The sequence below is a fragment of the Rhodanobacter sp. A1T4 genome, from assembly GCF_014207185.1.
GTDB lineage: Bacteria > Pseudomonadota > Gammaproteobacteria > Xanthomonadales > Rhodanobacteraceae > Rhodanobacter.
On record NZ_JACHCP010000007.1, the window covers coordinates 23,969 to 45,048 of the forward strand.

20 protein-coding genes are annotated in these 21,080 nt (G+C 59.9%); 17 read left to right on the forward strand and 3 right to left on the reverse strand.

Annotated features, from left to right (window positions below; all coding sequences use genetic code 11):
- Window positions 1–11: 11 nt before the first annotated feature.
- The 7 genes from HDE80_RS15055 (at window position 12) to HDE80_RS15085 (ending at window position 9,847) form a co-directional block, all read left to right on the forward strand.
- Complete coding sequence (locus HDE80_RS15055) at window positions 12–689, forward strand: fimbria/pilus periplasmic chaperone (protein WP_255483818.1); 678 nt, start codon at window positions 12–14, stop codon at window positions 687–689.
- A 64-nt stretch (window positions 690–753) separates the two neighbouring features.
- The gene (locus HDE80_RS15060; RefSeq protein WP_255483819.1) at window positions 754–3,048 is read left to right on the forward strand and encodes a fimbria/pilus outer membrane usher protein; all 2,295 of its coding nucleotides are present in this window, start codon (window positions 754–756) and stop codon (window positions 3,046–3,048) included.
- Window positions 3,045–4,061 (forward strand): spore coat protein U domain-containing protein, encoded by a 1,017-nt coding sequence (locus HDE80_RS15065; RefSeq protein ID WP_184672242.1) that lies wholly within the window; start codon window positions 3,045–3,047, stop codon window positions 4,059–4,061. Before HDE80_RS15060 ends, HDE80_RS15065 begins: the two co-directional genes overlap by 4 nt.
- A gap of 538 nt (window positions 4,062–4,599) precedes the next feature.
- Entirely contained in the window at window positions 4,600–5,169 is a 570-nt protein-coding gene (locus HDE80_RS15070) for a type 1 fimbrial protein (protein WP_184672245.1), read from the forward strand.
- A gap of 72 nt (window positions 5,170–5,241) precedes the next feature.
- Window positions 5,242–5,991, forward strand: a complete 750-nt coding sequence (locus HDE80_RS15075; protein WP_184672248.1) for a fimbria/pilus periplasmic chaperone — start codon at window positions 5,242–5,244, stop codon at window positions 5,989–5,991.
- Window positions 5,988–8,777 (forward strand): fimbria/pilus outer membrane usher protein, encoded by a 2,790-nt coding sequence (locus tag HDE80_RS15080; protein WP_184672251.1) that lies wholly within the window; start codon window positions 5,988–5,990, stop codon window positions 8,775–8,777. The genes HDE80_RS15075 and HDE80_RS15080 overlap by 4 nt, the downstream gene beginning before the upstream one ends.
- On the forward strand, window positions 8,774–9,847 hold the full coding sequence (locus HDE80_RS15085) for a fimbrial protein (RefSeq protein ID WP_184672254.1): 1,074 nt from the start codon (window positions 8,774–8,776) through the stop codon (window positions 9,845–9,847). The genes HDE80_RS15080 and HDE80_RS15085 overlap by 4 nt, the downstream gene beginning before the upstream one ends.
- Before the next feature lie 364 nt (window positions 9,848–10,211).
- Here HDE80_RS15085 and HDE80_RS15090 read toward each other — a convergent pair whose 3' ends face one another.
- Window positions 10,212–10,601: a hypothetical protein gene (locus tag HDE80_RS15090; protein ID WP_184672257.1), complete on the reverse strand. Its 390-nt coding sequence runs from the start codon at window positions 10,599–10,601 to the stop codon at window positions 10,212–10,214.
- Between the two features lie 228 nt (window positions 10,602–10,829).
- Window positions 10,830–11,576 carry an FAD-binding oxidoreductase gene (locus HDE80_RS15095; RefSeq protein ID WP_184672259.1) on the reverse strand — a complete coding sequence of 249 codons (747 nt, stop codon included), beginning with the start codon at window positions 11,574–11,576 and terminating at the stop codon, window positions 10,830–10,832.
- A gap of 190 nt (window positions 11,577–11,766) precedes the next feature.
- On the opposite strand from HDE80_RS15095, the gene HDE80_RS15100 reads away from it, so the two are divergent.
- The 6 genes from HDE80_RS15100 (at window position 11,767) to HDE80_RS15125 (ending at window position 16,610) form a co-directional block, all read left to right on the forward strand.
- On the forward strand, window positions 11,767–12,720 hold the full coding sequence (locus HDE80_RS15100; protein ID WP_184602643.1) for an ABC transporter ATP-binding protein: 954 nt from the start codon (window positions 11,767–11,769) through the stop codon (window positions 12,718–12,720).
- Window positions 12,717–13,493: an ABC transporter permease gene (locus HDE80_RS15105; protein ID WP_184672262.1), complete on the forward strand. Its 777-nt coding sequence runs from the start codon at window positions 12,717–12,719 to the stop codon at window positions 13,491–13,493. The genes HDE80_RS15100 and HDE80_RS15105 overlap by 4 nt, the downstream gene beginning before the upstream one ends.
- A gap of 27 nt (window positions 13,494–13,520) precedes the next feature.
- Entirely contained in the window at window positions 13,521–13,907 is a 387-nt protein-coding gene (locus tag HDE80_RS15110; RefSeq protein WP_221437617.1) for a hypothetical protein, read from the forward strand.
- 75 nt (window positions 13,908–13,982) lie between these two features.
- A complete protein-coding gene (locus HDE80_RS15115; RefSeq protein WP_184672603.1) occupies window positions 13,983–14,702 on the forward strand; it encodes a pseudouridine synthase in 720 nt (239 codons plus the stop codon).
- A gap of 120 nt (window positions 14,703–14,822) precedes the next feature.
- Window positions 14,823–15,143 carry a metalloregulator ArsR/SmtB family transcription factor gene (locus tag HDE80_RS15120; RefSeq protein ID WP_184672265.1) on the forward strand — a complete coding sequence of 107 codons (321 nt, stop codon included), beginning with the start codon at window positions 14,823–14,825 and terminating at the stop codon, window positions 15,141–15,143.
- Window positions 15,144–15,173: 30 nt separating this feature from the next.
- A complete protein-coding gene (locus HDE80_RS15125) occupies window positions 15,174–16,610 on the forward strand; it encodes a DUF2867 domain-containing protein (RefSeq protein WP_184672267.1) in 1,437 nt (478 codons plus the stop codon).
- An 86-nt stretch (window positions 16,611–16,696) separates the two neighbouring features.
- Here the strand turns inward: HDE80_RS15125 and tsaD are convergent, their stop codons facing one another.
- On the reverse strand, window positions 16,697–17,728 hold the full coding sequence (gene tsaD / locus HDE80_RS15130) for a tRNA (adenosine(37)-N6)-threonylcarbamoyltransferase complex transferase subunit TsaD (RefSeq protein WP_184672605.1): 1,032 nt from the start codon (window positions 17,726–17,728) through the stop codon (window positions 16,697–16,699).
- A 201-nt stretch (window positions 17,729–17,929) separates the two neighbouring features.
- Between tsaD and rpsU the strand changes: the two genes are divergently transcribed.
- From rpsU to dnaG, 4 genes are all read left to right on the forward strand, one after another.
- A complete protein-coding gene (rpsU, locus tag HDE80_RS15135) occupies window positions 17,930–18,145 on the forward strand; it encodes a 30S ribosomal protein S21 (RefSeq protein WP_077483322.1) in 216 nt (71 codons plus the stop codon).
- A 217-nt stretch (window positions 18,146–18,362) separates the two neighbouring features.
- Window positions 18,363–18,806, forward strand: coding sequence for a GatB/YqeY domain-containing protein (locus tag HDE80_RS15140; RefSeq protein WP_184672269.1), 444 nt, complete (start codon window positions 18,363–18,365; stop codon window positions 18,804–18,806).
- Window positions 18,807–18,983: 177 nt separating this feature from the next.
- Window positions 18,984–19,160 (forward strand): DUF1328 domain-containing protein, encoded by a 177-nt coding sequence (locus HDE80_RS15145; RefSeq protein WP_184602648.1) that lies wholly within the window; start codon window positions 18,984–18,986, stop codon window positions 19,158–19,160.
- Window positions 19,161–19,272: 112 nt separating this feature from the next.
- Window positions 19,273–21,003 (forward strand): DNA primase, encoded by a 1,731-nt coding sequence (dnaG, locus tag HDE80_RS15150; protein ID WP_184672271.1) that lies wholly within the window; start codon window positions 19,273–19,275, stop codon window positions 21,001–21,003.
- Window positions 21,004–21,080: the final 77 nt, after the last annotated feature.

The window sequence follows — 21,080 nt, forward strand, 5'->3', positions numbered from 1 at the left end:
GTGGCTGCGCCATGGCGAGCGGACTTCAGGTGGCGCCAGTCACGTTGAGTCTCCAGCCTTCGCAAAACGCCGATGGATTGTGGTTGAGCAATACCGGTGACAACGTCATCCATGCACAGGTGCGTGTCTACCACTGGGCACAGGATGCCAACGGCGATCAGCTGAGCCTCTCGCAAGGGTTGGTCATCAGTCCACCGATACTGCAACTGGCTGTGGGTGAGCAACAACTGGTGCGGGTCATCCGCCTGGGCGCTCCGCCGAACGGCCCTGGCGCAGTGGAGGATGCATACCGCGTCGCCATCGACGAACTGCCCGTCGACATGCATGGCAAGAAGGGCCTGCAGTTTGTGCTGCACTACACGCTGCCGGTGTTTGTCGAGCCTGCTGGTGCGGCAGCTGCGCCACCGATATTGCACTGGAGTCTGCAACAGGATGGCGACCATGCGGTATTGCAGGTTGGCAATACCGGCGGCAGTCACGCACAGCTCGCCAGCCTCAGTTTCATCAACAGCGCCGGCCAGCGCAGCGAAATCACTCCTGGCCTGCTCGGTTACGTGCTTCCTGGCGCCACTATGCGCTGGGTTCTGAAACCGCCCGTGGCCGTGTTCGCGTCTGGTGGCACGCTGGAGGCATCGATCAATGGCGAAAAGGCTACGCAAAAGCTGTCGCTGGCCGATCGTCCTCGCTGAGATAGTTCTATTGCAAGGATTGCTCGCACCAGCTGCCCACTCGGCGGACAAAGCCGACAATGCAATGTCGGCGGCAAATCCTGCGCTGACCGCTGACGGCAATGGCATCGTCGGAACGGGAGGAAATGAACTGTATCTTGACGTGATACTCAACGGTGCATCGAGCGGACTGGCCCATTTCAGCCTTCGCGACGGGCAGCTGTGGGTAAGCCAGGTCACCTTGCACCAGCTCGGTTTCGCGCTGCCGTCGGGCATGTCCGATCCGCTGCGGCTGAGCAGCCTGCCCGGCAGCATGGTCGTCTACGATGCGAACCAGCAGAGCGTGAAGATACGCGTGCCACTAAGCATGCTGCGGTTGTCGACGACCGTGCTGAATGCGCCTGCAGTATCCGTACAAAAACCCAGCGCTTCGCCCGGGGCGTTGCTGAATTACGACCTGTACGGCACGCAGGGGGAACATGGCAGCAACAGCCTCAGCGCTTTCACCGAGCTGCGTATCTTCGGGCCTGCCGGAGTGTTCAGTACCACCAGCCTATCGCAGGCCACGCATGCCGATGGCACCGGCTGGGATGACAAGACCGTACGTCTGGACACCGCGTGGAGTACCTCGTTTCCCGACAGCCTGATGACCCTGCGCATCGGCGACACACTCACCGCTGCGCAATCGTGGACACGCTCGACCCGTATTGGCGGCATCCAGTTGGGCACGGACTTTGCGCTGCAGCCCTACCTGATCACGGCGCCACTGCCAGCGTTTCTAGGCTCAGCCACCCTGCCTTCGGATGTCGATCTGTACGTCAATGGTCTGCGCCAATACAGCGGCAAGGTCCCTACCGGCCCGTTTCAACTCAATTCCATTCCGAACATCAGCGGTGCGGGCAATGCGCAGATCGTACTGACCGATGCGCTGGGCCGCGCCACCACGCTCAATTTCTCGTTGTACGACACGCACCAATTGCTGCAACAAGGGCTGTCGCAATGGTCGACCGAACTGGGGTATGTACGCGAAAACTATGGCTTGGCCTCGTTTGATTACGGGCACGATCCCGCCGCCAGCGGCAACTGGCGCTACGGCGTCAGCGATCATTTCACCGCAGAACTTCACGGTGAGGCTACCGCCGGACTGACCGAGGCGGGCGCCGGCGGGGTCTGGCTGCTCGGCGACAGCAGCGGCATTTTCTCGGCATCGCTCGCCCAAAGCGAGCACGCCGGACAGAGCGGCTCGCAGTACAGCCTCGGCTACAGCTGGCGCAACAACCGATTCAATTTCAGCGTTGACGAAACCCGCACCCGCGGCGACTACCTCGACGTCGCTTCGCTGTATGGCGCGCCACCGCCGAGCGTGAGCACCCAGGCCGTTGTCGGCTATAGCACCGGACATCTGGGCGAGTTCGGTGTGAGCTATCTGGATCTGCGTTATCCGGCGCAGGACCCTTCGCGTTACGCCACCGTGTACTGGTTCAAATCGATCGGGCATGCCATGTCGCTCAGCTTGAGTGCGAACCAGAACCTCGACAATGCCAGTGATCGCAGCCTGTTTGCCGGCTTCAACATCGTGCTGGATGACAACACCACGGTGAGCACCGGCATACAGCGCGATGGCTCAAGTACCGGGCTCAGTCTCGACGCCAGCAAGTCGGCACCGAGCCAGGGCGGCTGGGGCTGGCGTGCCGACTTGCGTCAGGGCGGCGATCAGAATGGTGGCCAGGGCGAACTGGATTATCTGGGTCGCTACGGCATGGTGGACGCCGGTGTCAGTTCGATCGCCGACCAGCGTTATGCCTATGCCGGCGCAAGCGGATCACTGGTGCTGATGGGAGGCGATCTGTTTGCCTCGCGCCGCATCGACGACGCCTTCGCGGTCGTATCTACTGACGGTATCGCCGGTGTTCCTGTAAAACTTGAAAACAATTCGATTGGCACAACAGACAGCCACGGCATGCTGCTGGTCGAGCCCTTGAATTCGTACCAGAACAATCAGGTGTCCATCGACCCGATGCAGTTGCCACAGGATGTGCGCATTGATCACGTCAAGGCCATCGCAACGCCGACCGATCGCGCCGGCACGCTGGTGAAGTTCGGCATCACGCCCGTACAGGCCGGTGTGCTCACGCTGGTGGACAAGACTGGCAAGGCATTGCCGCTGGGAAGCCAGGTGCGGGTGCATGGACAGGTCAGCGGTGATCCCGCGCTCGTCGGCTTCGATGGGCAAGCCTATCTGGAGACCCTGCAAAAGCACACCGTGCTGGATGTGGTCACGCCAGACGGCAGCTGCCACGTCGCGTTCGATTACCACAAGGTCGGCAACACGATCCCGCACATCGGGCCTTTGCACTGTGTGGCGGAGGTATCGCCATGAGGTCAATGAGCCTGACAGGCACACTTGCTGCATTCGTCCTGCTGATTGGCATCGCGTTTTTAACGCCACGCATGGCGCACGCCCAAGCCGCCTCGGTTACCTGTAGCGTCACCAGCGCGCCGACCATCAACTTTGGCACCGTGGACGGACTGGTCACCGGCGCCACCACCAGCGCATCGATCGGCTGGACCTGTAAAAACCCCTCCCTGCTCCTGGCTGCCAACACCACTTTCTGCATCAACATCGGCAACGGTACCGGTGGCCTTCAGGGCACCAATCGGGTGATGACGGCCGGCACCGGGCAGAGCCTGCAGTTCCAGATGTATCAGGACAGTGCGCGCACGCAGGTCTGGGGTTCGCTGTTCTCAGCCGTCAACAGTGCGCCCTATCAAACGTCAGTTGTCGTGCCTCTGGGACTCACCTTCCTGCTGCCCGGCATCCTCAGTGGCACGGCAACGATTTACGCCAGCGTACCCAACGCCCAGATAGGCCTGACCGCCGGCACCTATATCAGCACCTTTGCCGGAACCGATGCCGAGATAACGGTGGCCTCGAACTACACCACCACGCCTTCGACCTGCGGCACCGGAAACGCCAGCGCCTTCAGCTTCACGGCCAATGCCGCTGTTACAAAGACCTGCACCATTACCGCGGCCAACAACCTGAATTTTGGTACCCCCGCCAGCCTGCTTACCGCCAACGTGGATGCGACGACCACCCTGCAGACTCAATGCACCAACAGCACAGCGTTCCAGATCGGACTGGACAACGGCCAGAACGCCAGCGGCACCACGCGGCACATGCTTGGCAGTAGCGGAGATTTGATTACTTACGAGCTCTATCAGGACAGCGGACGAACGACACGCTGGGGCAACACCGTCAACAGCGATACCGTGACCGGCACCGGCAATGGCGCCGTGCAGACCAACACCGTTTATGGCCGCGTGGCCGCTCAGGCCACCCCCACGCCCGGCACATATACCGACACCATTACGGTCAGCGTGACTTACTGACGAGTGTTGGCGCACAACCGTGCTGCGAGAGGCGCCCCATAATGCTGCGGTGTTGGCGCCGGAGCATTCATAAACCGGCCCGCCGCGCTCGTTGTCTGTCGGGAATCCACACCCTTCAACACACCCAAATCATGTCAAGTAAACTTGACATGATTACACTCAACCAGTGGTGAAAGTCACATTTGTGATGAGGGGCGCGTGACCCTGAATACAAAATAATGTGACATAGTTCGCACTTCTGAATGACGCAATTCGTCAGAAAAGGTGACGCAGTTCGCACAATTGAATGACATAATTCGTCGGGTAGATGAGTTACAGCGTTCGTCTGCACGACATCCCGACGCCTAGGGATGATCATCGGGGGAGGCCATTGGCCGGGGAATCGCTCTAAAACAAGACTTGGCACACAGCTTGCTGATGTTGGCTGGACCCAGCCGCGCGCAAGGCTGCCGTCGGGGTAATGCTACCAACACCAACAGCTGTCCAATAGCGCGTCAAGAATCAGTCACTCAAGACCATACATTACATAGGGATACGCATGAACAAGACTCTTCTCTCCGCCGCACTGATCGCCGGTTTCGGCATCGCTGCACTCGTCCCGCAGACGACTGAAGCGGCCAACACCAGCTCCGGCACCATCTCCTTCACGGGCACGCTCACCGCGTCCACCTGCACCGTGGCTGTGAACGGTAGCACCTCTACCCTGGCTATCGCGCTGCCAACCACTCCGCTGGTTAACGGGGTACTTTCAACTGCTGGCTCGTCGGCCGGCTGGACCGCGGTAACCCTCACCCTGAGCAGCTGCACTTCGCTGACCGGCTATACCAAGGTCTTCCCGTACTTCACGGGGACGGGCATTGACACCACCACCGGCTACTTGTCCAACACCGGAACCGCCACCAATGTGGAAGTCGCACTGTCGAATGGCCAGAGCTTGACCAATGTGTTGACACTGCAGGGTGCGTCGGGCGCCCAGAATGCGGGCACGCAATTGCTATCGGCCGCCACTCCGACGTTTGCCTATTACGCCGGCTATGTGGCTCCAACTGCCGCTGCCACGGCAGGTAGCGTCGCTGCTTCCGTTCAGTACAACCTCAATTACCAGTAAGAGCTAGCAAGTCTCGCTGCTGCGGCCGGAGTTCCGGCCGCAGCGTAACCCTCACTGGCATCCGAGATCCCGATGAACAAACCGATCCGCGCCCTGACCGCGGCGCTGCTGGTCATCGGCTGCGCGCTATTCACCGTCCAAGCCAATGTGATCATCTCCGGCACCCGGGTGATCTTTCCGGCCAAGGACAGCGAAGTCACTGTACGCCTGACCAATCAGAACACCACGCCGGCGCTGGTCGAGGCATGGATCGACAGCGGCGACCAACAATCCACGCCGGACAAGGTGAATACACCTTTCCTGATCACGCCCCCGCTGTTCCGCATGGAGCCGAATCGCGATCAGAGTCTGCGCATCCTGTTTACCCATAGCCAACAGCCATTGCCGACTGACCGTGAGTCGGTGTTCTGGCTCAACGTGCTGGAAATTCCACCGAAGCCAAGCGGCCCGCAATTCCTCGACAAGAATTACATGCAGATGGCGATCCGTTCGCGGCTGAAGCTGTTCTATCGTCCTGCCACCCTGTCGGGTGATCCAGTGAAAGCGCCGGGCGAGCTGAGCTTCAAGGCTGGCAGCGAAGCGGGATCGGGCACCCTGGTGGTGCACAACCCCACACCTTATTACGTGACCATCGGCCAGATCACGGTGAATGTCGGTGGCACAGCGCACAAGGTCGACACCGGCATGGTGGCGCCGCTGTCCGATTTGCGCTTGAATATATCGGACCTGAAACAGGCTCCGGATGTCGGCAGCGCGATTCAGTACGACTGCATCAATGACTACGGCGCCGACGTAGTCCTCAAGGGCGCCGTTTCGCGGTGAACTCCCGGCATGCCACATACCAACTCGGCCAATACTGGCCTGTGGCGTGCCGTCGCGTTCTTCTTTGTGCGGGTATTGCCACTGCGCTAGCCAGCTGGACTGGTGCATCGAGTGCATCGCCCGTCAATGGCGCGGATGCATCGGCCAGTCCTGCAGATGCCAGTGCCAGCGGTGGCTACGCCGATTTCGACCGCAGCCTGTTGTCCGGTGCCGGCCAGAACACCACGGACCTGTCCCGCTTCGAACACGGCAATCCGGTGCTACCCGGCAGTTACAACACGGACATCTATCTCAACAATATCTGGGTTGGCCGCAGCGACGTGCGTTTCGCTGCCGCTGCGGAAAAAGTCAGCGCCACGCCGTGTGTGGATCGCCAACTGCTCGAGCAGTTGGGGCTGCATCCGGCCAAGCTGTCCGACGAGACCACCGCGCAACTGAAAGATCCGACAGCCTGCGTGAGCATTGGCAGCCTGATTCAGGACGCCAACATGACATTCGACATGGCTGACCTGCGCTTGGACACCAGCGTGCCACAGGCTTATCTCGGCCAGATGCCACGCGGTTATGTCAGCCCGGAATACTGGGACGCGGGTGTGCCTGCGGCGTTGCTGAACTACAACTTCGATAGCTATCACAGCAACACTCAGGGCCAGAGCCAGACGACGTCGTATCTTGGCCTGAACACGGGCCTCAATTTCGGCCCGTGGCATCTGCGCGAGAATGCCACCGTCAACTGGGAGTCGGCCACGGCCGGCACCCCGGCGCGGCACCAATGGCAGAATATCGATACCTACGTGCAGCGCGACCTGCCCTCGCTGCGTTCGCTGTTGACGATCGGCGACAGCTATACCGATGGTGCGGTATTCGACAGCTACGGCATACGCGGCGTGCAACTCGCCACTGACGATCGCATGCTGCCGCAATCGCTGCAGGGTTATGCGCCGGTCGTACGTGGTGTAGCCAACACCAATGCCAAAGTCACGGTGCGCCAGAACGGCGTGCAGATCTACCAGACCACGGTGGCACCCGGTCCATTCACCCTCACCGATCTCTACCCGACCGGCTATGGCGGCAACCTGGATGTCACGGTAACCGAAGCGGATGGCCGCGTAAGTACTTTTATCGTGCCCTATGCTTCGGTGGCGCAATTGCTGCGCCCCGGCATTACCCGTTTTGACGTCGCCATCGGTGAACTACGCAACGTATCGATCCAGGACAAACCCGCCGTGGTGCAGGCCACGGTGCAGCATGGCTTCAACAACCTGCTGACAGGGTATAGCGGCATCGTAGGCTCGCAGGGCTATGCCGCTGCGCTAGTGGGTGCAGCGATCGATACACGGTATGGTGCGTTGGCCCTGGACGTTACCCAAGCCAACACACACATTCCCGGTTATTCGACGCAGTCCGGTCAGAGCATGCGGGTGACCTACAGCAAGATCATTACGTCAACGCAAACGACGCTGTCGGTCGCTGCATACCGTTATTCGACCGGTGGTTTTCTAAACCTGAGCCAGGCCGTCCAGGCCCGCGACTACGCACGTCAGGGAATCAACGCTTTCGATTACGTGCCGCCGCAGCCAGTGACAACGATCGATGGCGTTCCGGAGCAGAGCGTACTCACGCCAGCCCAGCAAGCCACACTCAATGGAAGCGCGTTCACTGCCAATCCGATTCTCTCTGCCACAGGAGTGGAACGTCAACGCAACAACTTCACACTCTCGCTCAGCCAACCGTTGGGGAAAAATGGCGGTTCGATCTATGCCAACGTCTCTGCCAGCGACTACTGGAATCGTACCGGTAACGACACGCAGTTTCAGGTGGGCTATAGCAACCATTTCCATCGGCTGTCTTACAACATCTCAGCCATGCGTACGGTCGACCCACTTGGCCGGTATGACAACGAGTACATGGTGAGCTTCAGTTTGCCATTGGGCGGCAGTCCGCACGCACCGAGCCTCACACTGAATATCACGCACGATCAAAACGGCAGCTCGCAGGATCAGGCCATGTTGAATGGCACTTTCGGCAGCGATAGCCAATTCAACTATGGCGCCACGGCAACGCATAGTGGCGACGGCGGCGGCAATGCCGGCAGCGTGAATGCGGGTTACCGCAGCCCGTACGCGGTGTTCAACGCCAGCTATGGTGATGGAAGCGGCTATTCACAGGCGTCAGTGGGCGTGAGCGGGGCCGTGGTAGTACATCCGGGTGGCATCACGTTCGGCCAGCCGGTGGGCGACACTATCGGCATCATCTACGTGCCCGGCGCCGCTGGTGCACAGCTGAACAGTGCAGCCGGTGCGCGCGTTGATCACTTCGGTTATGCGCTGGTGCCTTACCTCACACCCTACAACCTCAATACGATCCAGATCGATCCCAAGGGCCTGCCGCTGGACGTGCAGCTCGACGCCACCAGTGCGCAGGTAGCGCCTTATGCGGGTGCGGTGGTGATGCTGAAGTTCAAGACCGAGAATGGTCGCGCGCTGATCGTGCACGCCAACTTCGCAAACGGTGAAGCATTGCCATTCGGCGCGGAAGTGTTCAACGAGAAAGGAATCTCACTGGGTGTGGTTGGCCAAGCCGGACAAATCCTGGTGCGGGGTGTCAACCAGTCCGGTGAACTGAGCGTGCGCTGGCAGGATGACAGTGGAGCAGCACAGTCGTGCTCGTTCACCTACCAGCTTGCGCCACGAGCAAAGGACAAACAGGCGAAAGCCTACCAAGAGATCCAGGCAACTTGCGCACGCCCCAGCGCGGTCGCGCAGGTCACGAGGAGTGGAACATGACGCATCGTTTCAATAACGCTCCGCGATGCGCCCGACTCTTTGTGTGGCTGTTGCTGGCGATCGTCGCGATTGGCTGGGCGCCACTTGCCGCTGCCGCCCCTAACTGCACAGCCTCATCAGCGACGCTCAGCTTCCCCACCACCGTAACCATTCCGAGCAATACGGCGGTGGGAAGCACGCTGGCCACAGGCACGGCCAATATGCTCTTTACTTGCACGGGTCTATCGACCTTCAATAACCCGGCAACAATCCAGGCAGGTCAATACTTGGCCACATTGGATCCTACGAATAACACGGCCGGCCCAGGTATCACGTTTGCCACCGGTGTGTCCGGCGTTGCCGTGCTGGTCAAAGCCACACCGGTTCAGGCAACGAGCGCAGCGTGTCTTGCCTGTGGCCCCACCAGCACGGCGGGCTATGTACCGGGGTCCGTTTCGGGAACCGGTGGCACGGTGACAGCAAGCTACACAGCGACCCTGATCAAGACTGGCCCGATCGCACCTGGCACCATACCCTCGATCAACCTGATTCCTTTCTGGTGGTATATCCCTGCGGGGCCCGGCAACTACGCCACCAGCATGAGTTTGAACGCCAACCTCGTTCTTCCCTCCATCAGCTTGACTGCACCGAGCTGCACCCTTACCACCGCCTCCCAAAGCATCGCCGTGAAGCTCCCAACCGTGGGGATTTCGTCACTGTCGACCAATGGACAAACGACCGGCGCAACTGCTTTCAGCATCTCGATAACAGGCTGCCCCACCAGCGTGACCAAGCTCACAACCTATTTCTATTCGGCAGCAAACGTTGATACCAGCAGCGGTAATCTGCTAAATAATGGTTCGGCCGCAAACATCGAAGTGCAATTATTGAACGGCCCCGGGGGCAGCGCTGCGGCTTACTCCGTGATCAATCTGACGGGTGCGCAGGCCACTGCACAAAACTCGTCGCAGTACAGCCTCGTTGGCACGGGTGCAACGCTTAACTACTACGCGCAGTACATTGCCTCTGGCGGAGCGGCGGGTGCTGGCACGGTGAATACTAGCGTGACGTTCACGATCGCCTACCCTTGATTCGAACGGGCACAAGTCACGAAAACCTTCGCTGGAACATCACTCGCAGGTTTGAAAAACCAGCACAGGATCCTTTGCATCGGGCCCACAGGCTTTGACGTAATTATCAAAACATTCAGTGCGGGATCGGATTCCGTGCTCGTCAAACGCACAACGTTCAACGCATAGACGCGAGCCATATTGGCCGCTTCAACACCCGTGCCGAAGCACATTTGCCGATGTGACAAAGCAGTTAAAGCTTCGCCGGTAACTGCCGTTAAGGAGGCCGGTTCGGTAGCAATGGTGTAGCTGCGGCGTCAATTTCGGTGTAACAGCGCTATCTCTGCGAGCATGCTGTTCAGAACAAACACCGACAAATTGATGGTCACTCAAAAGTCTGCGTAACAAGCTTCGCCGCTGCCATATTGTTACCTGCAGCTTTTACATAACCGGCAAAGTAGTCGAGCACTCGATCATGATTGATCGTAGCGGCATCGAGATCGACGACGGTCAATGAATAAAACTGGCTGGAATCCGTTGCGGTACGAGCAGTGCCACATGCAAAACGAAGTGGCGTGACATTGTGGCTCGTCGCTATCGATGCCACGGTATCGATGCTGGCGACACTCGCCGAGCATGTGGGCTCGACGATGGCCCCCATGAAGCTGATCCGTCCACCTGAAGCTTCCACCCCGCCTGCTGTGGCCAGGCACGGCATACTCAGCATGCCGACAATGGCGATGCTCACCAACAACAAACTGATCGACGACTTCATACCGCGCCTCGCGGTGCTCCGTAGCTATTACGGAGTACTCAAGTTGCTATCGGCACGATTTATCAAAACTTTTGCCCCAGAAAGCCACCTTTCCGGCACAAGGCAACAAACTGCCAATCACGTCACACTTTGGAGGCGCTGACGCCGTGTCGGACGCGGTGGCTCAGTTGTTCAGTCATTCGAGCATGAGAGCCCGGAAGCGGCACGAACAATGTGTTCTGGGGCGGGTTAGCGAGAGGAAATGTATTTCTCGCGCCTGATCTGCGGCACCGGCAGGCCGAATTCCTTCAGCGCGGCGAATGCGGCATCGACCATGTTCGGATTGCCGCACAAGTAGGCGATATCGCGCTCGATGCTCGGCGCCAGTTCGGACAGCACGTTCTGCACGTGACCGCTGCGATCGCTGGAACGCGGCACGGAACGCGGCTGCCGACTCAGACAGCCGTGAAACACAAAACCGGGATGCTGCTGCGCAAACGCCTCGAACTCTTCGCCATACAGCAGCTCTTCTTCGGTGCGCGCGCCGTATAGCAACACCACTTCACGGCCACCCTTTTCCAGTAGTGTGGCAATTTGCGGCAGCATCGCGCGGTAAGGCGTTACGCCGGTGCCGGTGGCCAGCAGGAGATAGCGCGGATGGGTATCCGCTTCATGCAGGCAGAAGCGTCCATACGGGCCACTGGCGTCGATGATGCCACCATGGGGCAGCTCGCCGAGCAGCTTGGTCGCCGCACCACCCTCCACATAGCTCACCGCTATCTCGATACGCTCGACCGGCGATGCGCCGTCGCCAACAGTAGCTACCGAGTAGCTGCGCTTGGTCGCGGTGCCGTCGTCGTAGTGGAAATGCACCTGCAGAAATTGCCCCGGCTGAAATGCCAGTGGCTGACCATCCACACGCTCGAAAACAAGATGACGAACCGAGGACGCCAGCATGCGGCTGTCGACGAGACGGAGCTGGAAATGATCGGCCATGGGCGTCCTGGTGGTGCGTATGGAAACGATGCGTGCATCCGAAGGGATCGGGTGGCAGCGACAAGCCCGCTATAATAAGTGGCTAAGAGCCGCTGACCAAACGCTGGCGCGTCATTTTTTTCGAACCTGTCGGTTCAAGACGCACCAGACGTCGGGTTTCCCCGCGGCTTTCCCCCAAACGGCGTCACTCATGACCTCAACACCCGCACTCGTCGTCGAGAATCTGCGAAAAACCTACGGCAACGGCGTCGAAGCCCTCAAGGGCATCAGCCTGACTGTGCAACCCGGCGACTTTTTTGCCTTGCTCGGCCCTAACGGCGCCGGCAAATCCACACTGATCGGCATCCTTTCTTCGCTGGTCAATTCCAGCGGTGGCGACGCCAAGATTTTTGGCATTTCCGTCAATCAGCAGCGCAACGAAGCGATGCGGCTGATCGGCCTGGTTCCGCAGGAAATCAACTTCAACCAGTTCGAGAAGCTGTTCGACATCTGCGTCAACGAGGCCGGTTTCTACGGTGTGCCGCGCAAGATCGCCGCGGAACGCGCCGAGAAATACCTGAAGGAGCTGCGTCTGTGGGACAAGGCACAGCATCAGGCGAGAATGTTGTCTGGCGGCATGAAGCGGCGTCTGATGATCGCCCGCGCCATGATGAACGAGCCGAAGCTGCTGATCCTCGACGAACCGACAGCGGGTGTCGACATCGAAATCCGCCGCTCGATGTGGCAGTTCGTCAGTGGCATCAATGCCGCTGGCACCACGGTGATCCTCACTACGCATTATCTGGAGGAAGCCGAGCAACTGTGCCGCAATATCGCGATCATCGATGGCGGCCGCATTGTCGAGAACACCAGCATGCGTAGTCTGCTGGCGACGCTGGACGTGGAGACCTTCGTGTTCGATATCAGCGGCATCCTCGGCGAGCTGCCAACCCTGCCGGGCATCGTCCTGCGTCGCCTCGATGACCACACGCTGGAAGCCGACATGCCGCGCGCGCAGGATCTCAACGCTCTGTTCGCTGCGTTGTCCGCCAACAGCATCACGGTCACCTCGATGCGCAACAAGACCAACCGGCTGGAGGAACTGTTCGTACGACTTGTCGAAAACGGACGCCACGACGACGCCACCGGGGAGAAAGCGGCATGAGCACCTCGACCAACCTCGTCGCGCTGCAGACACTGGTGCGCCGCGAAATCGTGCGCATCATGCGCATCTGGACGCAGACGCTGATTCCGCCGGCGATCACCATGACGCTGTATTTCGTGGTGTTCGGCAAGCTGATCGGCAGCCGCATCGGCACCATCGAAGGCGGCTTCAGCTACATCCAGTACATCGTGCCTGGCCTGGTGATGATGAGCATCATCACCAACAGCTACGGCAATATTTCCAGCTCGTTCTTCGGCGCCAAGTTCAGCCGCTCGGTGGAGGAGATGCTGGTGTCACCGATGCCGAACTGGGTGATCCTGCTCGGTTACGTCACCGGCGCGGTAGCCCGTGGACTGGTGGTCGGTGTGCTGGTGCTGTTGATCGCGCTGTTTTTCACGTCGCTGAATGTCGTGCATCCGATCATTACCTTCCTTTCCGTATTGCTCGGCGCCACCATTTTTTCACTGGCCGGTTTCGTCAATGCGGTGTTCGCCAAGAAGTTCGACGACATCGCGCTGGTACCGACCTTCGTGCTGACGCCGCTGACGTATCTCGGCGGCGTGTTCTATTCGATCAACATGCTGGGCGAACCGTGGCAGGCCATCTCGCGGGTCAACCCGATCCTCTACATGGTCAACGCCTTCCGCTTCGGCGTGCTGGGCATCACCGACGTGAATATCTGGGTGGCCTTCGGCGTGATGCTGGTGTTTGTCGCGGGCCTGTCGATCATCGCGCTGACCCTGCTGAAGCGCGGAATCGGGCTGCGGTCGTAAATCGGTACAAGGAAAAAGGACGTCGATGTGATCGTCATGGAGCACTATCGTAAATTCGCGAGTCTTGGCGTCGCATGCCTGCTGGCAACGTCACAGGCAGCGATGGCTGCCCAATGGCAGATCTGCCAGATGCGCGTTGAAATCACCGGCGTGACGAAACCGGTGCCGCAGTTGCAGGCGAAAGTTCGACAGGTAACGCCAAAACAGGCAGATGCCGAATGCCCTCAGGTCGGCGACACGATCACCTTCGATCCGGAAACACCCGACTACCAGAATAATGTGCCGAGGAAGCGCTGGCCGAAGATCGGACAAACCGTTCGGATGCGTTATCAGTATCTGGATGGCTTTTGTCATCATGAAGAAGGTCAGGATGCTCCTTGTCGCATAAAACATTACCCACTGGACGCTTCATAACCTGATGTGTTCGTCATTCCGGCTTTCGTTGGAATGACGAACATAAAAGCCAAAGTCACCCACATTTCCGGTCTCATGCGCGTCAACAAATACATCAGCGAAGCTGGCATCTGCTCTCGCCGCGAGGCAGACGAGCTGCTGCTTGCCGGTCGCGTCACCATCAACGGTGAAGTCGTCACGACCGGCGCCAAGGCGCTGGACGGCGACGAGGTGCGCGTGGACGACGAGATCGTCAAGGCACGCATTCTCGCGGCCACGCCGGGCGGCAAGAAGGCCGTCTATATCGCACTGAACAAACCGGTCGGCATCACCTGTACCACCGACCAAAGCGTGGACGGCAATATCGTCGATTTCGTCGATCATCCGCAGCGGATTTTCCCGGTGGGGCGGCTGGACAAGGATTCCGAAGGTCTGATCCTGTTGACCAGCAACGGCGACATCGTCAATGAAATCCTGCGTGCCGAAAACCACCACGAGAAGGAATACCTGGTGGCGGTGAACAAGGCCATCACCGATGAATTCCTCAGCGGCATGGCCAAGGGCGTGCGCATCCACGGCCAGCTGACCAAGCCCTGCCGTACGCGCCGCATCGCCAAGTACGGCTTCTCGATCGTACTGACCCAGGGGCTGAATCGACAGATCCGCCTGATGGCCGCCGCATTCGACTACCGCGTCACCCAACTGCGCCGTGTGCGCATCGACAACGTCAAGCTCGCCCACCTGAAAATCGGCCAGTGGCGCAATCTCACCGATGCCGAACTCAAGGGTCTGTTGCCCGAGCGCACACAATGGTGAGTCGTCGTTCACGCTGACCAAGCACCCGCATCTAGTTCCGACTTGAACGATTCACCTCATGCTTGACTTCCTTTTTTCTAGTTATATATTTAACTAATACGTTAATTGGTTAAAAGCCTAATGACTGTCGACCGTATCTTCGAAACGCTCGCTTCACGCCCACGGCGGGAAATCCTCGCGTATCTGTCGGCACAGGAACTGACCGCAGGCGACATTGCCAGCCGCTTTGCCATGAGCGCGCCGGCAATCTCCCGCCACCTGTCGCTATTGGACGCAGCGGGCCTGGTCACCAGCGAACGGCGCGGACAGTTCGTTTTCTATCGGCTGAACAAGGAAAGCCTGGTCAATACCCTGACCGGCTTTGCATTTGAAATCTGCCCCACGGCCGGACCGCTCAAGCGTGAGTCCCGCAAATTGGCCGCTAAAAAGGCCAGCACCTAGGTAATACGCCAGCCATTTCCGGAGAACGTCATGTCGAAGCATGCGAAAGCGGTTAAGACCTTTCCGTCCGTGCGACTTCCCACCCGCACAGGCTGCCTGCCTGTTGAAGTCTCTCTGATAGCGCAGCTTGGACATGGCTCGGGTGACAGTCTGTATGCCGGAGCGCTAGCGCGTCAGAAGGCGCACGAGACCTTTGTCGATGCGCTGGAAGAACCATCGGCACGGCTCGGCAGCACCGACTTCGAACACGGCGATGCGACCGCCCTTCATTCTTTTGCGGTTGGTCCAGGCGGCCATCCATTTCATCGGCACGCGGGCCATCGCGTATTCACCGCTGTTTCCGGCAGCGGCGGCGTGCAGCTGCGTTTTTCTACTGCCTCGCCCGAGCAAATCGAACGTGATCCGCAAAGTTTCATTCACGCTCTTCGCTACATCAATATCCCGCCCGACTCTTTGTTTACTGTGCGCTTTGGTGGCGATACCTGGCATCAATTCGCGCCACAATCGGAGAATCGTCTGCACCCAGCCTTCTTCGCGCTGTCATGCCACACCAATGAGTTGGGTGGTGATTTGCCCGATGCCATCAGAGACGAAGTACTTGCCGGCGAAGCCAACGTCCCATCGCTGACCATGTTGCTGCCGCCAACGGTCGCCGAACTGGTCAACAACCTTTCGAGCCACTGCATCCAGATACCCACCACCGATTTGTCGCTGGATGCAGCGCCGGGGACATTGCAAGGCTTTCTTTGCAAATACGCGCGCGGATCATTGGGACTCATTCGTGGCAGATCGGGTGCGTGGCTAAGATCAACCGGCTTTCTTACCAGAAGCGGTGGTGACCACGCCGTCATGGAACTGGCAGAACCTCCATCCGGTTCGTTGCTGTGTCAGCAATTAACGGATCAACCCTTCCATCATGAGGACACATTTTTTATCAGCTTGAATGGCAAGGATGTTGGTCATGCCTCCGCGGCGACGCTACTCAGCCGACTGCTCAACGGCTTTCTGGAAAACCCGCCCCCAAACGTCTCCCGAATGATGGCGTTGCGCAATTGGCTGGTGAAACCGATTGGCCTTCGCACCTCGCCGCTTGGCTGTCCGGTGTCTTCGTTGCTATCACCCCGAACGTGCAACCTGTTTGATCAACGCTACCCGGTACTGGATCAATCCATCGACGGCAATGCACGCGCGCAGGTGATTCTGGGCGCCAACGACAAGCATCTGATTTTTCGATCCTGTGTCGGCGTGCAGATTGTCGATGCCGAGCGCATCGACATCACCATCGGTACCCGCGTGCGCTGCAAGAATCGGTACGGGCACGTCTACATGGCGATGATCGACTACGTACATCGGCATTACGTCACACCGACCATGTTGCGCATGGCCGTGGAGCATGCGTTTCCGATATCGGACGCTCTCTGTTCGCAGCATTCGCAGATGCCTGTGCGGCAACGCCAGGGTACTTAATCGAGCGCTTTCTACTGGAATATGTCGGGGAATGTCGGATCACGTGAGTCTAAGGCGTGACTGGCAACACCGAAGACAAGGCTCGATCAAGCCGCCGGCAGACTTTGCAAGTCCCAGCGCGGATACACCTGCACCGAATCATCCTGATGCTGCCCACTGGCCAGGCGGATCGCACCGGCCAGGGCGATCATGGCCCCGTTGTCGGTGCAGAAATCCAGCCGCGGAAAGTAGACCTTGAAGCCATCTTTCGCGCCGGCCGTGGCCAGTTCGCTGCGCAATCGTCGATTGGCGCCGACACCGCCGGCGATAACCAGCCGCTGCGCACCGCTGGCCTGCAGGGCACGACGGCACTTGATGATCAACGTGTCGACGATGGCCTCCTCGAACGCGCGGGCGATATCGGCGCGCGTCTGATCGCTCTTGTCGGACTGCTGCCAGGCCAGCAGCACCTGGGTTTTGAGCCCGGAAAAGCTGAAATCCAGCCCGGGCCGGTCGGTCATCGGGCGGGAAAAGCGGAAGGCGCCCGCGCGCCCATCCTCGGCCAGCTTCGCCAGCATCGGGCCACCGGGGTACGGCAAGCCCATCATCTTGGCGGTCTTGTCGAAGGCTTCGCCGGCGGCATCGTCCAGCGTGTCGCCCAGAATCGTGTACTGGCCGATGGCTTTCACCTCGACCAGCATCGAGTGGCCACCGGATACCAGCAGAGCCACGAACGGCGGCTCAGGCGGATCGTCCTCCAGCAGCGGTGCCAGCAGGTGACCTTCCATGTGATGCACGCCGATCGCCGGAACCCCCAGCGCCCAGGCCAGCGCGCGGCCAGCCGAGGCGCCGACCAGCAGCGCGCCGACCAGCCCGGGGCCGGCCGTATAAGCCACACCGCCAAGGTCCTGGACGGTCAATCCGGCCTCGGCCAGCGCCTGGCGGATCAACGGTACCAACTTGCGCACATGGTCGCGACTGGCCAGTTCGGGCACCACCCCGCCGTAGTCAGCGTGCAACTTGATCTGGCTGTAGAGGGTGTGGGCCAGCAACCCGCGACCGGGCGCATCCGGCTCCCAGCGCAGCAGCGCCACGCCGGTCTCGTCACAGGAGGTCTCGATACCCAGTACGGGTTTCATCAGATCGGGTTTCATAAGGTCGGGGCTAACCAGATCGGGCTTGTTCAAGTCGGGTTTCATCGGAATGAGCCCGTCAAATCGGGCTTGATCAGATCGGGCTTCATCGGGGCTTTGAAAATTCAGTGGTATGCACGGTATACTTCGCGGCTCGCCCTATTCAACAGGCCCGTATCCGCGGGCAGATTACCACTCGGAGTTTCCATGCCCAACGTAAAAGTTCGCGAGAACGAGCCGTTCGAGATCGCACTGCGTCGTTTCAAGCGTACCTGCGAAAAGGCCGGCGTGCTCGCTGAAACGCGCAAGCGCGAGTTCTATGAGAAGCCGACCCAGGAGCGCAAGCGCAAGCGCGCGGCGGCTGTCAAGCGCCACCTGCGCCGCTTGTCGCGTGACGTGTCGCGCAAGACCCGCCTGTACTGAGTTTCCCGATCTGCCGTTCATCGGCAGGTCCGCCGGCGCTTCGCGCCAGGCACACAGGAAACACGGTTGGCGCCAGCTCTAACCAAGAGCCGCTCGCAGCCACCGCAAGCACATTGGATCGATCTAGCCGGTGTTGTCCTCCAGGGCAACGCCGGCTTTGTCGTTTCCGTAGAATGACTACCTCGACGCCATTTCCTCTCTATTGGAGATACCCCGCATGACGCTCAAACATCAGCTCACCGAAGACATGAAAAACGCCATGCGCGCCGGCGAGAAGCATCGACTGGGCGTGATCCGTCTGATGCTGGCGGCGATCAAGCAGCGCGAAGTGGACGAGCGGATCGAGCTGGATGACACCCAGGTACTCGCCGCACTGGAAAAGATGCTCAAGCAGCGGCGTGACTCGGTCAGCCAGTTCGAGGCGGCCAGTCGCGAGGATCTGGCGGTGATCGAACGCGACGAGATGGCGGTGATCGAAACCTACCTGCCGACCAAGTTGAACGATGCCGAGATCGATGCGCTAGTGACCGCGGCAATAGCCGAGACCGGCGCCAGCTCGGCCCGCGACATGGGCAAGGTGGTCGCGGCGGTCAAGGAAAAGGCCGCTGGCCGCGCCGACATGGCCGTGGTGTCGGGCAAGATCAAGGCGCGTCTGGGCTGAGCCTCGTCGCGCGCCGGACGCGGATTGCGGGACGAACGCAGCGCAATATTCTGCGAACGTGACATATTCATGGTCGGCCCGCCAATTCATGCATTCTCTTCACGGTCATGCCCTAAGAATGCCGCACCAATTGCGTGCGGCCATTCCGGCCATTACCTACATCAAAGAGGGCATCCCATGCATCCCTTACACTGGGCCATCATTTTCGCCATCATCTCGCTCGTCGCCGGCTGGCTCGGCTTCGGCGGCATTTCCGGCGCAGCGGCGACCATCGCCAAGGTGCTGTTTGCCATCTTCATCATCATTTTCCTGATCATCGTGCTGGGCCTGGTGGGTATCGTCCACCTGTTCTGACCGGCTTGATCAGCGACACCTCGAACGGCGCCTTCGGGCGCCGTTTGTTTTGGGCCGCGCGCCGCTTCGCCCGGCCAAATTCCATACCTGCAACCGCTAGACTAGTGATCTGATGCGCGGCCTTATCCCCGACAGCTTTATCGATGAACTGCTTGCCCGCGTCGACATCGTCGACGTGATCGAGCGGCGTGTGCCGTTGAAGAAGGCCGGGCGCGAGTGGACGGCCTGTTGTCCCTTCCACAACGAGCGCACGCCGTCGTTTTACGTGAGTCCGGCCAAGCAGTTTTTCCATTGCTTCGGCTGCGGCGCGCACGGTAGTGCGGTGAAGTTCCTGATGGACTACGAGCGGCTGGAGTTTCCCGACGCAGTCGAGGAACTCGCACAGACGCTGGGCATGACGGTACCTCGCGAAGGTGGTCGCGAGGGGGCACCGCGCGAGGACAAGACCGACCTCTATGCCCTGCTCGACAGCTCGGCCAGCTGGTATCAGAGCGAACTGCCGAAAAACACGGACGCGCAGGCGTATTGCAAAAAACGCGGGCTGGATGCGGAAACCATCCAGCGCTTTCGCATCGGCTGGGCGCCGGCCGGCTACGACGGCGTGATCAAGTCGCTGGGCAATAGCGAGCGGCGCCTGCAGTTGCTCAACGAGGCCGGCATGGTGGCCAGCAGCGAGCAGGGCCGCAAATACGACCGCTTCCGCGAGCGTTTGATGTTTCCGATTCTCGATCGGCGCGGTCGCGTTATCGCCTTTGGCGGAAGAGTCTTACAGGCCGAGCAGACACCTAAATACCTCAACTCCCCCGAGACGCCGCTGTTTCACAAGGGCCGCGAGCTGTTCGCCCTGTGGCAGGTGAAGCAGGCCAATACCAACCTGCAGCGCATCGTCGTGGTCGAGGGCTATATGGACGTGATCGCATTGCATCAGGCGGGGCTGCCGATTGCAGTCGCTACGCTGGGCACCGCGACCACCCCGGAACATACCGAAGTGCTGTTCCGCGCCGCGCCAGACGTGGTGTTCTGTTTCGACGGCGATCGCGCCGGCCGCGCGGCCGCATGGAAAGCGCTGGAATCGGCGCTACCTCGCTTGCGCGATGGGCGCCAGGCGTACTTCCTGTTTCTCCCCGACGGCGAGGATCCGGATTCGCTCGTGCGCAAAGAAGGCAAGGAAGGCTTCGAGAAGCGCATCAAGGAAGCGATGCCGCTGTCGGATTATTTCTTCAACGAACTCTCGCACGATGTCGAAATGGGCAGCCTCGACGGACGCGCGCGTCTTGCTGAACGCGCGCGTCCCTTGATTTCCAAATTACCCGACGGCGCGTTTCGGGACTTGATGGGCCAGGAGCTGGAGCGACGCAGCGGCGCGCGTGCACTGGTACAGCACGAGCCATCCTCGCAGCGCGCAGTGCAACGGCCGGTTGCGGTACAACGCTCACTGGTGCGCAGCGCCATCGCGTTACTGCTCGCGCAGCCAGGCGTCGCTGACCACCTCGAGAAGCCCTATCGTTTTTCGCAACTCGACAAACCCGGTATCGGCCTGCTGATCGAACTGCTCGACATTGCGCGCTCGCGCCCCGGTATCAACTCGGCGATGCTGGTGGAACATTTTGCCGAGCGCGAGGAATATCCAGCGCTGCAGAAGCTGATGGCGGCCATTTCAGTGGGCGAGCCGGAAAGGCAAAGTCGCGAATTCCTCGACGCGATAGCCCGGCTGGAGCATCAGACAAGCCTCATGCGGAAACGTGATCTGGAAAGTCGCATAAACCAGTTGACCGCGGCCGAGAAAGACGAGCTGCGTGCCCTCCTGCCGATTCGCGAACTGTTTACCTCGGACCTGAGCTAGCCGGTTATGTCACAAAGACATACCGCCAGCATTCCTGATGACAGGTAATCCCGCATGCCTGGCGCTCCCGTGCACCG

What these genes read in the sequence shown, in the direction of transcription:
- HDE80_RS15055 (WP_255483818.1), top strand. Translation starts at nt 12, where the DNA reads ATGGCGAGCGGACTTCAGGTGGCGCCAGTCACGTTGAGTCTCCAGCCT.
- HDE80_RS15060 (WP_255483819.1), top strand. Translation starts at nt 754, where the DNA reads ATGTCGGCGGCAAATCCTGCGCTGACCGCTGACGGCAATGGCATCGTC.
- HDE80_RS15065 (WP_184672242.1), top strand. Translation starts at nt 3,045, where the DNA reads ATGAGGTCAATGAGCCTGACAGGCACACTTGCTGCATTCGTCCTGCTG.
- HDE80_RS15070 (WP_184672245.1), top strand. Translation starts at nt 4,600, where the DNA reads ATGAACAAGACTCTTCTCTCCGCCGCACTGATCGCCGGTTTCGGCATC.
- HDE80_RS15075 (WP_184672248.1), top strand. Translation starts at nt 5,242, where the DNA reads ATGAACAAACCGATCCGCGCCCTGACCGCGGCGCTGCTGGTCATCGGC.
- HDE80_RS15085 (WP_184672254.1), top strand. Translation starts at nt 8,774, where the DNA reads ATGACGCATCGTTTCAATAACGCTCCGCGATGCGCCCGACTCTTTGTG.
- HDE80_RS15090 (WP_184672257.1), bottom strand. Translation starts at nt 10,601, where the DNA reads ATGAAGTCGTCGATCAGTTTGTTGTTGGTGAGCATCGCCATTGTCGGC.
- HDE80_RS15095 (WP_184672259.1), bottom strand. Translation starts at nt 11,576, where the DNA reads ATGGCCGATCATTTCCAGCTCCGTCTCGTCGACAGCCGCATGCTGGCG.
- HDE80_RS15100 (WP_184602643.1), top strand. Translation starts at nt 11,767, where the DNA reads ATGACCTCAACACCCGCACTCGTCGTCGAGAATCTGCGAAAAACCTAC.
- HDE80_RS15105 (WP_184672262.1), top strand. Translation starts at nt 12,717, where the DNA reads ATGAGCACCTCGACCAACCTCGTCGCGCTGCAGACACTGGTGCGCCGC.
- HDE80_RS15115 (WP_184672603.1), top strand. Translation starts at nt 13,983, where the DNA reads ATGCGCGTCAACAAATACATCAGCGAAGCTGGCATCTGCTCTCGCCGC.
- HDE80_RS15120 (WP_184672265.1), top strand. Translation starts at nt 14,823, where the DNA reads ATGACTGTCGACCGTATCTTCGAAACGCTCGCTTCACGCCCACGGCGG.
- HDE80_RS15125 (WP_184672267.1), top strand. Translation starts at nt 15,174, where the DNA reads ATGTCGAAGCATGCGAAAGCGGTTAAGACCTTTCCGTCCGTGCGACTT.
- tsaD (WP_184672605.1), bottom strand. Translation starts at nt 17,728, where the DNA reads ATGAAACCCGTACTGGGTATCGAGACCTCCTGTGACGAGACCGGCGTG.
- rpsU (WP_077483322.1), top strand. Translation starts at nt 17,930, where the DNA reads ATGCCCAACGTAAAAGTTCGCGAGAACGAGCCGTTCGAGATCGCACTG.
- HDE80_RS15140 (WP_184672269.1), top strand. Translation starts at nt 18,363, where the DNA reads ATGACGCTCAAACATCAGCTCACCGAAGACATGAAAAACGCCATGCGC.
- HDE80_RS15145 (WP_184602648.1), top strand. Translation starts at nt 18,984, where the DNA reads ATGCATCCCTTACACTGGGCCATCATTTTCGCCATCATCTCGCTCGTC.
- dnaG (WP_184672271.1), top strand. Translation starts at nt 19,273, where the DNA reads ATGCGCGGCCTTATCCCCGACAGCTTTATCGATGAACTGCTTGCCCGC.